Genomic DNA, 12,512 nt, shown 5'->3' with positions numbered 1-12,512 from the left:
GGCCGGAGACGCAAGGCCGAGCCGTTAGGCCCGGCCGCGAGGGCCGAGTCCGAGCGGGAAGCCCTGGGCCGGGGGGCAGGAACCGTGTCGCCATGTTGACGCGCCGCGTCGGGCTTCGCCGTGCCGGGCGCTACTCCGGCGCCAGGACGCCCGTGCGGTAGATCGTGCCCGCGCAGGCGTTCGGGACCGTGGCCTCCGCCGCCGGAGCGCCGGGCTCCGGGGTGTGGGTCACCGCGACGCTGCCCTCCGCCCGTGTGCCGTCGTCCTCGGAACCGAGCTGCGGCTCGGTGGCCGACGAGCCCGTACCCTCCGAGCCCGAGGAGGACGATGACGCGCCGTCGGTGGGCGGGGTCGGATCGGGCGAGGCGCCACCGCCCCCGTTCGTCGGGCACGTCTCGCTCGGCACCCACGCGAACTTCACCTCGTACGCCGAAGACGGCTTGAGCACCAGCGGTGTCTTCGCCTCCTGGGCCGGATCCGGCAGCCCCGTCGCCGCGTCACCCGCCGCGTGGTCGACGACCGTGATCTTCGCCGCGTCCGCCGCGCCCTTGGCCTGGACGGTGACCGTACCGGCGCCGCCGACCGCGCAGTCGGTGCCGGAGATGTTGGCGATGCGGAACGTCCCGTACACCTTGCCCTCGGCGTCCGGCTGGGCCGTCTCCGCCGACGCCACACCCAGCTGGCCCGGCTCGCAGACCGGCACGGTCTCCGGGGACGAGCTGCTCGGGGCGGCCGTACCGCCCTCTGTGCCGTCCGAGGTGCCGGACGCGGCCTCCTGCGGTGTCTTCGGACCGTCCTTCGCGCCCTCGTCGCCGCCGGGCCCCTGACCGCCCGTCAGGTTCAGGTTTCCTTGCTCGCCGTCCTCGCCGCCGGTCTCGTTTCCGGTGCCGCCCTGAACCTGCTCGCCGTGCCCGGCGTTGACGGGACGGTCGTCGGAGGTGCCGCCGGAACCCGCGACGTGCACGAACGCCGGGATCGCGGTGCCGAACAGCAGCGCGGCGGCCGCCATACCGACCACGGCCTGACGCTTGCGCGCCCGGCGCGCGGGCACGGCCCGGCGGAGGTGGTCCAGGGCGCCGTCGGAGGGCCGCAGGTCCTCCACCGCGCCGTGCAGCATGCGACGCAGCGCCAACTCGTCGTCACCGAACCCGCCGAAGCCGCCCGCTCCGCCGGTTCGGCCCGGTCCATCAGCTCCGCCGGTTACCTGTGGCCCGCCCAGCCCACCAGTTCCATCCGTTCCGCCCGGCTCACCAGCCTCACCAGGCCCGCGAAAGCCGCCTGGCCCACCGGCCTCGCGGGCTCCACCGGCCTCACCAGGCCCGCCAAAGCCGCCGGGCCCACCGGCCTCACCAGGCCCAGCACCACCCGGCCCACCAGCCGCACGAGGCCCGCCGAAGCCACCCGGCCTGCCGGTTGCACCCGACCCGCCGCTTCGACCCGGCGCGCCGGTTCCGTCCGCCCCACCGAAGCCACCCGGCGCGTCGGTTCCACCCCGCTCGACGCTTCCGCCCGACCCGCCGGCGTCCGGGGAGTCCTTCTCCGGCCCGTTGTTCACCATGTCGTTCCCAGTCCGGTCGTTCAACGGCCCGTCCGGCCCGTACCGCTCAAACCTGTGCTTGTCCCTGTTGCTGTGCTCACTCATGCCGTGGCCTCCATGGCGACGCGCAGCGCCGCTATGCCACGTGAGCCGTACGCCTTCACGGAGCCGAGCGATATGCCCAGCGTCTCCGCGACCTGCGCCTCCGTCATGTCGGCGAAGTACCGCAGCACCAGCACCTCGCGCTGGCGGCGTTGCAGCCCGCGCATCGCCTTGATCAGCGCGTCCCGCTCCAGCTGGTCGTAGGCGCCCTCCTCCGCGCTCGCCATGTCGGGCATCGGCTTGGACAGGAGCTTCAGTCCGAGGATGCGCCGACGCAGCGCGGACCGGGAGAGGTTGACCACGGTCTGGCGCAGGTACGCGAGGGTCTTCTCGCGGTCACGTACACGGTTCCGCGCCGAGTGGACGCGTATGAACGCCTCCTGTACGACGTCCTCGCAGGAGGCGGTGTCGTCCAGCAGCAGCGCGGCGAGACCCAGCAGCGACCGGTAGTGGGCGCGGTAGGTCTCGGTGAGGTGGTCGACGGTGGTGCCCGCGACCGTCATGCCGTCGGCGCCCCGGCTCTGGGGCGACTGCGACGACTGGGACGGTATGCGGGTGGTGCGCCTAGCGGCGGGCATGGGGGCGATCACCGGCATGCCACCGGACTGACGGGGCCGCCGGAGCGGGCGCACCGTGCCGACGCCGGCGCCACCGGCGCGGAGCGGGACCACCGCTGTGATGTCGAGTACCTCTGCCACGCCTGTTGGACACGCTGCCCCCCGTCAGGGTTGTACGCGCACGCAGCCGCTTTTGACGGTGCGTCGTTTGCCCTCATGCGTACCCGCTCTCCCCCATTGCCCCGTTATTGCGGCAGCACTGAGAGGTGACCGCATAGACGCTTCGCGCCCGACTACCGGTTGCAGCGACGGGGACAGCATCGTCGAACATGCCATCGCCCCAGTTCAAGCGGTACAGACCAAAGACTTGCACACGGGGCGTTCACAGATCCTACAAAGGCCCCGCCCTCAGTCCACCGTGAATTCGGCCGCGATGGCCTCCGCGACCTGAACGGTGTTGAGCGCGGCGCCCTTACGGAGGTTGTCGCCGCACACGAACAGCTCCAGCGCCCGGCTGTCGTCCAGCGACCGCCGCACCCGCCCCACCCACGTGGGGTCGGTGCCGACCACATCGGCGGGCGTGGGGAAGTCCCCGGCCGACGGATCGTCGTACAGCACCACACCCGGCGAGGTCGCCAGGATCTCGTGCGCCCGGCCGACCGTCACCTCGTGCTCGAAACGCGCGTGTACGGAGACGGAGTGGGCACTCACGACCGGAACGCGTACGCAGGTCGCCGCGACGCGCAGCTCCGGCAGGTCAAGGATCTTGCGGGCCTCGCTCCGGATGCGCAGCTCCTCGGAGGACCAGCCGTCCTCCTGGACGGAACCCGACCACGGCACCACGTTCAGCGCGAGCGGGGCGGGGAACGGCCCGGTGTCGTCGCCGACGGCCCGGCGCACATCACCGGGGCTGGTGCCCAGCTCCGTACCCGCGACCAGCGACAGCTGCTCGCGCAGCGCGGTGACCCCGCCGTGCCCGGCGCCGCTGGCCGCCTGGTACGCGGAGACGACCAGCTCGCTCAGCCCGAACTCGGCGTGCAGCGCGCCCACCGCGACGATCAGGGCGAGCGTGGTGCAGCCGGGCCCGGCGACGATGCCGCGCGGACGTACCCGCATGGCGTGCGGATTGATCTCAGGCACCACCAGCGGCACGTCCGGGTCCATCCGGAACGCCGGCGAGGCGTCCACGACGACGGCGCCCTTGGCGGCGGCGATCGGCGCCCATTGGGCGGCGACCGTCTCCGGCACCAGGAAGAGCGCCACGTCGGCGCCCTCCAGGGCCTCCTCGGAGAGTGCGAGCACCTCGGTCTCCGCCCCGCGCACGGCCAGCTTGCGGCCGGCCGAGCGCGGGGAGGCGATCAGACGGATGTCGCCCCAGACGTCGGCGTGCTGCGACAGGATCTGGAGCATCACCGCACCGACGGCTCCGGTCGCTCCCACGACCGCGAGCGCCGGCTTGCGGTTGGTCACCGGTTCGTCACCGCCCGGTGCCTCCGTACACCACTGCCTCGTCGGAGTCGGAGTCCAGTCCGAAGGCGGTGTGGACGGCGCGGACGGCCTCGTTGACGTCGTCGGCGCGGGTGACCACCGAGATGCGGATCTCGGAGGTCGAGATCAGCTCGATGTTCACGCCCGCGTCGGCGAGAGCCTGGAAGAAGCCGGCCGTGACACCGGGGTTCGTCTTCATACCGGCGCCGACGAGCGAGATCTTGGCGATCTGGTCGTCGTAGCGCAGCGACTCGAAGCCGATGAGGGCCTTCTGCTTCTCCAGGGCGTCGATGGCCTTGCGGCCCTCCGCCTTGGGCAGCGTGAAGGAGATGTCGGTCAGCCCGGTCGACGCGGCGGAGACGTTCTGCACCACCATGTCGATGTTGATCTCGTTGTCCGCGATGGTGCGGAAGATCGCGGCGGCCTCGCCCGGCTTGTCCGGCACTCCGACGACGGTGATCTTCGCCTCGGACGTGTCGTGGGCGACACCGGAGATGATGGCCTGCTCCACCTTGCGGTCCCCTCGCGGTTCGTTGCTGACCCACGTGCCCTGGAGCCCCGAGAAGGAGGACCGGACGTGGATCGGGATGTTGTAACGGCGTGCGTACTCGACGCAGCGGTGCAGCAGCACCTTGGAGCCGGAGCTGGCGAGCTCCAGCATGTCCTCGAAGGAGATCCAGTCGATCTTCCGGGCCTTCTTCACGACCCGGGGGTCGGCGGTGAAGACGCCGTCGACATCGGTGTAGATCTCACACACCTCGGCGTCGAGCGCCGCGGCGAGCGCGACGGCGGTCGTGTCCGACCCGCCGCGCCCGAGGGTGGTGATGTCCTTCTTGTCCTGGGACACGCCCTGGAACCCGGCGACGATGGCGATGTTGCCCTCGTCCAGCGCCGTACGGATCCGGCCCGGCGTGACATCGATGATGCGCGCTTTGTTGTGGACCGAGTCGGTGATGACGCCCGCCTGGCTGCCGGTGAACGACTGGGCCTCATGGCCCAGGTTTTTGATCGCCATGGCCAGCAGCGCCATGGAGATGCGCTCTCCGGCGGTCAGCAGCATGTCGAACTCACGCCCTGCAGGGATCGGGGATACCTGCTCGGCGAGATCGATCAACTCGTCCGTCGTGTCGCCCATCGCCGAAACCACGACGACCACCTGGTGGCCGTTCTTCTTGGCATCGACGATTCGCTTGGCGACGCGCTTGATGCCCTCGGCATCGGCAACGGAGGAGCCTCCGTACTTCTGCACGACAAGGCCCACGTGCGCTCCTCGCTCAGTCCGTTTGCGGTCAGCTCAGTCTAACGAGCGGCCGTGAATCGCCCCTGCGATATCACATCGTGAGATGTCCCGCTCACGACGTGATCATCGTGGGGCGCTTCACGGCCGCTCGGCTTGTGCCTGCCCGGGCCCGCCCGCCGTACGCGGAATGTGTGCCGGGTCACTCCCGCCCTGGGGAGCCGGAGGAATCCCGGACGACTCCCCAGCCGGTTACTTCACGGTGCGCATGCCCAGGGGGCCGAGGATTTCCTGGGCCATGACGCGGCCCGCCTCCTCCGCCAGGGCGTCCTCCGTCAGGTCCTCGTCCGTGTCCAGTCCGTCCAGTTCCTCCAGCGGCTGGTCCAGCCGGACGTGGGAGACGAGCGACTGGAGGGCGCGCAGGGTCGCCGAGGCGGTCGGGCCCCAGTTGGAGAAGTAGGAGAACTGCCACCACCACAGGGCCTCCGTGGTGCGGCCCGCCCGGTAGTGGGCCAGGCCGTGGCGGAGGTCCGTGACGATGTCGGCGAGGTTGTCCGAGATCCGGCAGGGCACCGGCGCCTTGCGCGGCTCGTACGGGTCGAAGACCTCCGAGAAGACGTCGACCGGCTCCAGCATCGTCGCGAACCGCATCCGCAGGTCGTCGACGTCCACATCGGGGCCGGTGTCCGGTTCGTACCGCTCCTCCGGGATGATGTCCTCGTGCGCCCCCAGCCGGCCGCCGGTGAGCAGCAGCTGGGACACCTCCAGGAGGAGGAACGGGATCGCGCTGTCGGGCTCGTCGCCCTTGGCCACTTCCGTGGTGGCGACGAGGAACGACTCGATCGAGTCGGCGATCTGGACCGCGAAGCTGTCGGGGTCCAGGGTGTGCGCGTGCAGTGTGGCGTCAGACATCGAGGAGTCGTCTCCCTTCGAACGCACGCCCGAGCGTGACCTCGTCGGCGTATTCCAGGTCTCCGCCAACGGGAAGTCCGCTGGCGAGGCGCGTGACCTTCAGGCCCATGGGTTTGACCATCCGCGCCAGGTACGTCGCGGTGGCCTCCCCCTCCAGGTTGGGGTCGGTCGCGAGGATCAGCTCGGTGACCGTGCCGTCGGCGAGACGGGCCAGCAGCTCGCGGATCCGCAGGTCGTCCGGGCCGACGCCCTCGATCGGGCTGATCGCGCCGCCGAGCACGTGGTACCGCCCACGGAACTCGCGCGTCCGCTCGATCGCGACGACGTCCTTCGGCTCCTCGACCACGCAGATCACCGACTCGTCACGGCGCGGATCCCGGCAGATGCCGCACCGCTCCTCCTGCGCGACATTGCCGCACACCGCGCAGAACCGGACCTTGTCCTTGACCTCCAAGAGGGCATGGGCGAGACGGCGTACGTCGGTGGGCTCGGCCTGCAGGATGTGGAAGGCGATCCGCTGGGCGCTCTTGGGACCGACGCCTGGCAGCCTGCCCAGCTCGTCGATGAGGTCCTGAACCACGCCTTCGTACAACGGAACGCCTCTCGTGGAGTGCTGTGATGCTTACGGTAGTTGCTGTGCGTACGGGTTAGAAGGGCCGACCCGGGCCCGGCCCCAGGAACACCGGGGGCCGGGCGACCGGCGGCCGGCAGACCGGAGGCCGGAAGACCCAGGCCGGGAGACCGGAAAACCCGATGACCGGAAGGCCGCGAGGCCCAGGCCGGAGGGCCGGGGGCCCGGAGACCGCAGGCCCGGAGACCCGCCAGCCCGGAGACCGCAGGCCCGGAGACCGCAGGCCCGGAGACCCGCCAGGCCCGGAGACCGCGGGCCCGGAGACCGGAAGGCCGGAAGGCCCCTGAGACCGCAAGGCCCAGAGCCCGGAAGAGCCCGGGGCCGGGGCCCGCGGCGGCTCCACGAGGGGCCCGCCGGCTAGAACGGCAGGCCCGGCATGTCGGCCAGCGGGCCGAGCTTGTCCTTCTGGAGCGCCTGCGCGTTCTCGTTCGCGGCCTGCACTGCGGCGACGACGAGGTCGGCGAGGGTCTCGGTGTCCTCCGGGTCGACCGCCTTGGGGTCGATGACCAGGCCCCTCAGCTCGCCGGCGCCGCTGACGGTGGCCTTCACCAGGCCGCCGCCCGCCTGCCCCTCGACCTCGGTCCGCGCCAGCTCCTCCTGGGCGCGGGCGAGGTCCTGCTGCATCTTCTGGGCCTGCTGGAGGATCTGCTGCATGTTGGGCTGTCCACCACCGGGAATCACGGTCACTCCTGGCATTTCGACGATCAGTATTCGGTATGCCGAGCCTACGTGGTCACCGGACGGTGCGCTCCATCCACACGGCTTCACTCTTTCGGGTGGGATTCTGGCGCGCCCCCTACCTGATCAAGACCCTCTTGCGGGCGGAAATCCCGGGATTACGCGCTTCCGGCCCACCATTCGGCGGTAGGAAAGGGCATGCGCACCAGTACGCACAAGGCGCACCGCGCGTTACCGCAGTTACGGATTGTCACGCAGAGCGCAGAGGAGTGCCCCGGTGAGCCAGCCGGAGATGCAGCCCGGGGGGCCCGCCCGGGGGGAGGGCGACAGCCACGACCGGTACGGCGGCCACGGTGGTGATCTGGCCGGGCGGCCGTTTCCGCTCGGTGACTGGGGCGAACCGGCGGAGCGGCTGGACGAGCTGTACCGGTGGGTCGAGGCGGATGCGCTGCGCACGGCGGACTGGTACCTGGCGGACCGCGTGTGGAAGCGGCGCGGGGCGCGCACGCTGCGGATCGGTACGGCGCTGGGCGCGATCGCCGGTGCCGCGCTGCCCCTGCTGGACCTGACCGGCGCCCTGGACGGGGCGTCGGGGTGGGGGTACCTGTCGCTGCTGCTGGCTGCCGCGTGCCTGGCCTGCGACCGGTACTTCGGGTTCACGTCCGGGTGGATGCGGGACGTGGCCACCGCGCAGGCGGTGCAGCGGAGGTTGCAGGTGCTGCAGTTCGACTGGGCGTCGGAGAGCGTCCGGGAGGTGCTGGGCCCGGCGGAGGGCACGGCGAGCGAGGCGGCGGAGCGGTGCCTGGGGGTGCTGCGGCGGTTCTCGGAGGACGTGACGGAGCTGGTGCGGGCGGAGACGGCGGACTGGATGGTCGAGTTCCGGTCCGGCCCGGCGCCGCTGGTGATGCAGTCCACGCTGTCGTGCGCGCCGCCCCGGGCGGAGAGCACCCATCCCTCGGGCCGCTTCCCCCTCCCCCCGGGCACCCGCCCCAACATGCCGCGCCAGCGCCCCCCGGAGCCGCGCTGACCCTCTGACCCCACTGACCCCACTGACCCCGCTGCCCTCGCCGAGCGGCCCAGCCGGGGCGGCTCGGCCGGCGGCTCAGTCGGCGGCTCAGCTGAAGATGATCATGGAGCCTTGGCCCAGGCTGCGTGTGGCCGCCGCGTGGAGGCCGAGCCACACATGCCGTTCGCGGGCGAAGGGGCTGTCGTCGTACGGGATCGGGCCCGCCGGCTCCTCCAGCGCCGTCGGGCGCTGCGGGGGGTGCGGCGCGGCCGGCGGGTTCGCGGGGTCGATGCCGATCGACGGGGCGACGTACTCCAGCTCCCGCAGCAGCCCCTGCGCGGAACCCAGCGGGCCGCCTCCGGCGAGCAGCTCCTCGTTGGACAGCGGCGTGGGGAAGTCGACCGGCACGTACGCGCCCGCGTGGTCGTAATGCCACACCAGGTGGGAGCGCTGGGCCGTCGACTCGAACATCTCCAGCAACTGCTCGTAGTCGCCGCCCAGTTCGTCGACCGGTGTGACCGCGAGGCCGCAGATCTGGAGCAGGTAGGCCCGGCGCAGGAAGTGCAGGGCGTCGTAGTCGAAGCCGGCGACCGGCGCGACATCACCCGACAGGCCCGGCATATAGGCGAAGACGGGCACGGTCGGCAGACCCGACTCGGTGAGGGCCTTGTCGTACGCGGCGATCTCTTCCGCGAACGGGTTGTCAGGGCTGTGGCACAGCACGTCGACGAGGGGGACCAACCACAGGTCACAGGCCAAGGGAGACTCGCTCTCCTTCAGTTACGGCAGCGGTGGGACAGCGTAGTGCCCGGTTCGGGTGCACATCCCATACCCACCTGCCGTGAGCGGTAAGTGCCCTCAGCGCAGCCGCTCCAGATGGTCGGCCCACCGCATCGCGTGCGCGTTGTACGCGTCGATGACCGCGATCACCGCGTCCGGATCGGCGAGCGTGACGGCGTCGACGAGGTCCTCGTGGCGGCTCCACAGCCAGTCGCCGGGCCTGCGGTCGGCGCGCAGGTGTGGCACGGCGAACACCCAGGCCTGGACGCGCAGCCGGTGCAGGAAGTCGGCGATGTAGCGGTTGGCGACGAAACCGCTGAGCTCGCGCCAGAACCGCAGGTCGTATCCGATCAGGATGTCCAGGTCACCGGCGCGCGCCGCCCGCGCCGCCTCCTCCGCCCTGCGCCGTACCGACACCAGCGGCGCCCCGTGCGCGTGGATCGCGCCGCTGCGGTCGCACAGGCGCCGGAAGATGCCGTCCACGATGAGCGCGCGGGCCTCGACCATGCCCCGGTAGTCGTCGACCGAGAACTGGTGGACGCGGAAGCCCTTGTGCTGGTCGGAGTCGAGCAGGCCCTGTGCCGTGAGGTCGACCAGCGCTTCCCGTACCGGCGTCGCCGACACCCCGTACTGCTCGGCGATCTGCTTGACCGTGAACTCCTGCCCCGGCTGGAGACGCCCCGCGAGCACCTCGTCACGCAGCGCGTCCGCGATCTGCTGTCGCAAAGTGTTGCGGGTCACACCTCCGCTCGCGGGCATGGCTTGTGGCCCCCTCCGTCCGGTTCCGGACACCTTAAGCCAGCCGGAGGGGGCCACTGAGAACCGATGGCACGGTGTGTGCTCGTTACGCGGCGTGCTCGTCGGCCACCGCGAGCGCCGCGTCGAGGGCGGCGAGGCCCTCCTTGGCCTCGGCCTCGGTGATGTTGCAGGCGGGGACGGCGTGGGTGCGGTTCATGTTGATGAAGGGCCACAGGCCGTTCTTCTTGCAGGCCGCGCCGAAGGCGGCCATGGGGGCGTTGGCCTCACCCGCCGCGTTGTACGGGACGAGTGGCTCGCGCGTCTCCCTGTTCCGTACGAGATCGAGGGCCCAGAAGGCGCCGAGGCCCCGCACCTCGCCGACCGAGGGGTGGCGCTCGGCGAGCTCGCGCAGGCCCGGGCCGAGGACGGTCTCGCCGAGGTGGGCGGCGTGCTCAACGACCTGCTCGTCGGCCATGACCTGGATGGTCGCGACGGCGGCGGCGCACGCGAGCGGGTGCCCGGAGTAGGTCAGCCCGCCGGGGTAGGGCCGCTTGTCGAAGGTGGCGGCGATCTCCGCCGAGATCGCGACGCCGCCGAGCGGCACGTAACCGGAATTGACGCCCTTCGCGAAGGTCAGCAAATCCGGCACGACGTCGAAGTGCTCGGCCGCGAACCAGCGGCCGGTGCGGCCGAAGCCCGCCATGACCTCGTCGAGGATGAACACGATCCCGTACCGGTCGCAGATCTCGCGCACGCCGGCGAGGTAGCCGGGCGGCGGCGTCATGATGCCGGCGGTGCCGGGGACGGTCTCCAGGAGGATCGCGGCGATCGTCTGCGGCCCCTCGAAGGCGAGGGTGTCCTCCAGGTGCGTCAGGGCCCGCTCGCACTCCTGCGCCTCGGTCTCGGCGTAGAACGGCGAGCGGTAGAGGAACGGCGCCCAGAAGTGCACGACACCGGCGGACGCGGTGTCGGAGGCCCAGCGGCGCGGGTCGCCGGTGAGGTTGATCGCGGTGGAGGTGGCGCCGTGGTACGAGCGGTAAGCGCTCATGATCTTGGGGCGGCCCGTGTGCACGCGGGCCATGCGGGCGGCGTTCTCGACGGCCTCGGCACCGCCGTTGGTGAAGAAGATCTTGTCCAGGTCGCCCGGGGTGCGCTCGGCGATGAGGCGTGCGGCCTCGGAGCGTACGTCGATGGCGAAGGCGGGCGCGAAGGTCGCGAGCCTGCCCGCCTGCTCCTGGATCGCGGCGACGACCTTGGGGTGCTGGTAGCCGATGTTGGTGTAGACGAGGCCGCTGGTGAAGTCGAGGTAGCGGTTTCCGTCGTAATCCCAGAAGTACGCCCCCTCGGCGCCGGCGACGGCGAGCGGGTCGATCAGGCCCTGGGCGGACCAGGAGTGGAAGACGTGCGCGCGGTCGGCGGCCTTGACGGCGGCGCCGGTCCGGGGGTCGGGGAGGTCGGCATGAGGGGTCATGCGGCCCAGACTAAGGATGTGCAGGTGGGCGGCGGTATGGCCATCTTGTATGGCGGAAGGGGCGAGGGTCGGCAGGGTGTCGGGCGTGGACGCACAGAAGAAGGCATTGACAGCATTCTGTCGAGATGACAGCATTCTGTCATCGACTCGAACGATTGAGCGCCTATGAACGCACGCACGGGCTCACCGAGGAGGCCACCATGTCCGCCACCACGCCCCGTCAGACTGTCCACCTCGCCGTCTACGACACACTCGCCGACTGGGAGACCGGGCACGCGACCGCCTGGCTGGCGCGCGGGGGGTACGAGATCAGGACTGTCGGGCCGGCCACCGACCCGGTCACCACCATCGGCGGGCTGCGCATCGCGCCTGACCTGGCGCTGGCGGACCTGCGACCCGAGGACAGCGCGCTGCTCATTCTCCCGGGGGCCGACCTGTGGGAGGCCGGCGACGACCTCGCGCCGTTCGCCGCGAAGGCGCGCGCGTTCCTGGACGCGGGCATACCCGTGGCCGCGATATGCGGCGCGACCGCCGGACTGGCCCGGGAAGGGCTGCTCGACGACCGCGACCACACCAGCGCCGCCTCCTTCTACCTCGCGGCCACCGGCTACAAGGGCGGCGAACGCTACGTCGAGACGGACGCCGTCACCGATGGGGACCTGATCACGGCCGGACCCACCGAGCCGGTCGCCTTCGCTCGCGAAGTGCTGGGCAGAATGGGGGTGTTCGAGGGCGACAAACTGGACGCCTGGTACCGGCTGTTCCATGACTCCGACCCGGCCGCCTATGAGGAACTCAACTCGTGACCCGCACCGAACAGGACCTGCTCAGCCGAACCGCGCTCGGGGTGTTCCGGCTGAACGGCCAGTTCCTCGCCGTATCCGAGAAACTGGCCCGCCCGGTCGGGCTCACCGCCGCGTGGTGGCAGGTCCTCGGTGCCGTACTGCACGAGCCGCTGCCCGTCTCCGGGATCGCCCGCACCATGGGCATCACGCGCCAGAGCGTGCAGCGGATCGCGGACCTGCTGGTTTACGAGGGCCTCGCCGAGTACATCCCGAACCCGGCCCACCGGCGCGCGAAGCTCCTCACGCCCACGGAGACGGGCCGCGACCGCGTCGCCCTGATAAACCCGGGCCACGCTGACCTGGCGGCTCGACTCGCCGCCGAGCTGGGCGAGGAGGCGTTCGCCGAGACGGCCCGGGTGCTGGAGCGGCTCTCCGAGGCGCTGGACGCCGTCACGGCCCCGGACAAGCCCTGAGCACCCTCCAGCGGGGTAAGGTGGCCGCCTCTCCGCTGACCAGTGGAGACCGATCGAGGAGGTGAGACCCATCAACGCCACATCAGGCAGGGTGTTCTCCTCGCACGGCCCGTAGGG

At 71.2% G+C, this 12,512-nt stretch carries 13 protein-coding genes; 3 read left to right on the top strand and 10 right to left on the bottom strand.

Annotated features, from left to right (window positions below):
• Nucleotides 1-130: 130 nt before the first annotated feature.
• The 7 genes from QWM81_RS10240 to QWM81_RS10210 form a co-directional block, all read right to left on the bottom strand.
• Nucleotides 131-1,132, bottom strand: a complete 1,002-nt coding sequence (locus tag QWM81_RS10240) for a hypothetical protein (RefSeq protein ID WP_353938287.1) — start codon at nucleotides 1,130-1,132, stop codon at nucleotides 131-133.
• A gap of 506 nt (nucleotides 1,133-1,638) precedes the next feature.
• Nucleotides 1,639-2,235, bottom strand: coding sequence for a SigE family RNA polymerase sigma factor (locus QWM81_RS10235; RefSeq protein WP_353938288.1), 597 nt, complete (start codon nucleotides 2,233-2,235; stop codon nucleotides 1,639-1,641).
• Nucleotides 2,236-2,604: 369 nt separating this feature from the next.
• Nucleotides 2,605-3,666, bottom strand: a complete 1,062-nt coding sequence (locus QWM81_RS10230) for an aspartate-semialdehyde dehydrogenase (protein ID WP_290111461.1) — start codon at nucleotides 3,664-3,666, stop codon at nucleotides 2,605-2,607.
• Nucleotides 3,667-3,673: 7 nt separating this feature from the next.
• Nucleotides 3,674-4,945, bottom strand: coding sequence for an aspartate kinase (locus QWM81_RS10225; RefSeq protein WP_290111460.1), 1,272 nt, complete (start codon nucleotides 4,943-4,945; stop codon nucleotides 3,674-3,676).
• Between the two features lie 228 nt (nucleotides 4,946-5,173).
• A complete protein-coding gene (locus QWM81_RS10220) occupies nucleotides 5,174-5,833 on the bottom strand; it encodes a DUF5063 domain-containing protein (RefSeq protein WP_290111459.1) in 660 nt (219 codons plus the stop codon).
• Nucleotides 5,826-6,425, bottom strand: coding sequence for a recombination mediator RecR (gene recR, locus QWM81_RS10215; RefSeq protein WP_290111458.1), 600 nt, complete (start codon nucleotides 6,423-6,425; stop codon nucleotides 5,826-5,828). Before recR ends, QWM81_RS10220 begins: the two co-directional genes overlap by 8 nt.
• A gap of 396 nt (nucleotides 6,426-6,821) precedes the next feature.
• A complete protein-coding gene (locus tag QWM81_RS10210; RefSeq protein WP_290111487.1) occupies nucleotides 6,822-7,145 on the bottom strand; it encodes a YbaB/EbfC family nucleoid-associated protein in 324 nt (107 codons plus the stop codon).
• 274 nt (nucleotides 7,146-7,419) lie between these two features.
• On the opposite strand from QWM81_RS10210, the gene QWM81_RS10205 reads away from it, so the two are divergent.
• Complete coding sequence (locus QWM81_RS10205) at nucleotides 7,420-8,169, top strand: SLATT domain-containing protein (protein ID WP_290111457.1); 750 nt, start codon at nucleotides 7,420-7,422, stop codon at nucleotides 8,167-8,169.
• A gap of 87 nt (nucleotides 8,170-8,256) precedes the next feature.
• Here the strand turns inward: QWM81_RS10205 and QWM81_RS10200 are convergent, their stop codons facing one another.
• From QWM81_RS10200 to QWM81_RS10190, 3 genes are all read right to left on the bottom strand, one after another.
• On the bottom strand, nucleotides 8,257-8,907 hold the full coding sequence (locus QWM81_RS10200) for a putative DNA-mimic protein (protein WP_290111456.1): 651 nt from the start codon (nucleotides 8,905-8,907) through the stop codon (nucleotides 8,257-8,259).
• 99 nt (nucleotides 8,908-9,006) lie between these two features.
• Nucleotides 9,007-9,687, bottom strand: coding sequence for a GntR family transcriptional regulator (locus QWM81_RS10195; RefSeq protein ID WP_290111455.1), 681 nt, complete (start codon nucleotides 9,685-9,687; stop codon nucleotides 9,007-9,009).
• 85 nt (nucleotides 9,688-9,772) lie between these two features.
• Nucleotides 9,773-11,137 carry an aspartate aminotransferase family protein gene (locus QWM81_RS10190; RefSeq protein WP_290111454.1) on the bottom strand — a complete coding sequence of 455 codons (1,365 nt, stop codon included), beginning with the start codon at nucleotides 11,135-11,137 and terminating at the stop codon, nucleotides 9,773-9,775.
• A 200-nt stretch (nucleotides 11,138-11,337) separates the two neighbouring features.
• Here QWM81_RS10190 and QWM81_RS10185 point away from each other — a divergent pair, with 200 nt between their 5' ends.
• Nucleotides 11,338-11,943 (top strand): type 1 glutamine amidotransferase family protein, encoded by a 606-nt coding sequence (locus QWM81_RS10185; RefSeq protein WP_290111486.1) that lies wholly within the window; start codon nucleotides 11,338-11,340, stop codon nucleotides 11,941-11,943.
• Nucleotides 11,940-12,395, top strand: coding sequence for a MarR family winged helix-turn-helix transcriptional regulator (locus QWM81_RS10180; protein WP_290111453.1), 456 nt, complete (start codon nucleotides 11,940-11,942; stop codon nucleotides 12,393-12,395). The genes QWM81_RS10185 and QWM81_RS10180 overlap by 4 nt, the downstream gene beginning before the upstream one ends.
• The last annotated feature ends 117 nt before the right edge of the window (nucleotides 12,396-12,512 follow it).

The sequence above is a fragment of the Streptomyces ficellus genome, assembly GCF_030406405.1.
GTDB classification, from domain to species: Bacteria; Actinomycetota; Actinomycetes; order Streptomycetales; family Streptomycetaceae; genus Streptomyces; species Streptomyces ficellus_B.
This window is presented reverse-complemented; position numbering and strand designations above follow the sequence as displayed.

Coding starts and splice junctions, on each gene's coding strand:
- QWM81_RS10235 (WP_353938288.1), bottom strand. CDS start 2,235: ATGCCGGTGATCGCCCCCATGCCCGCCGCTAGGCGCACCACCCGCATA.
- QWM81_RS10220 (WP_290111459.1), bottom strand. CDS start 5,833: ATGTCTGACGCCACACTGCACGCGCACACCCTGGACCCCGACAGCTTC.
- QWM81_RS10195 (WP_290111455.1), bottom strand. CDS start 9,687: ATGCCCGCGAGCGGAGGTGTGACCCGCAACACTTTGCGACAGCAGATC.
- QWM81_RS10190 (WP_290111454.1), bottom strand. CDS start 11,137: ATGACCCCTCATGCCGACCTCCCCGACCCCCGGACCGGCGCCGCCGTC.
- QWM81_RS10185 (WP_290111486.1), top strand. CDS start 11,338: ATGTCCGCCACCACGCCCCGTCAGACTGTCCACCTCGCCGTCTACGAC.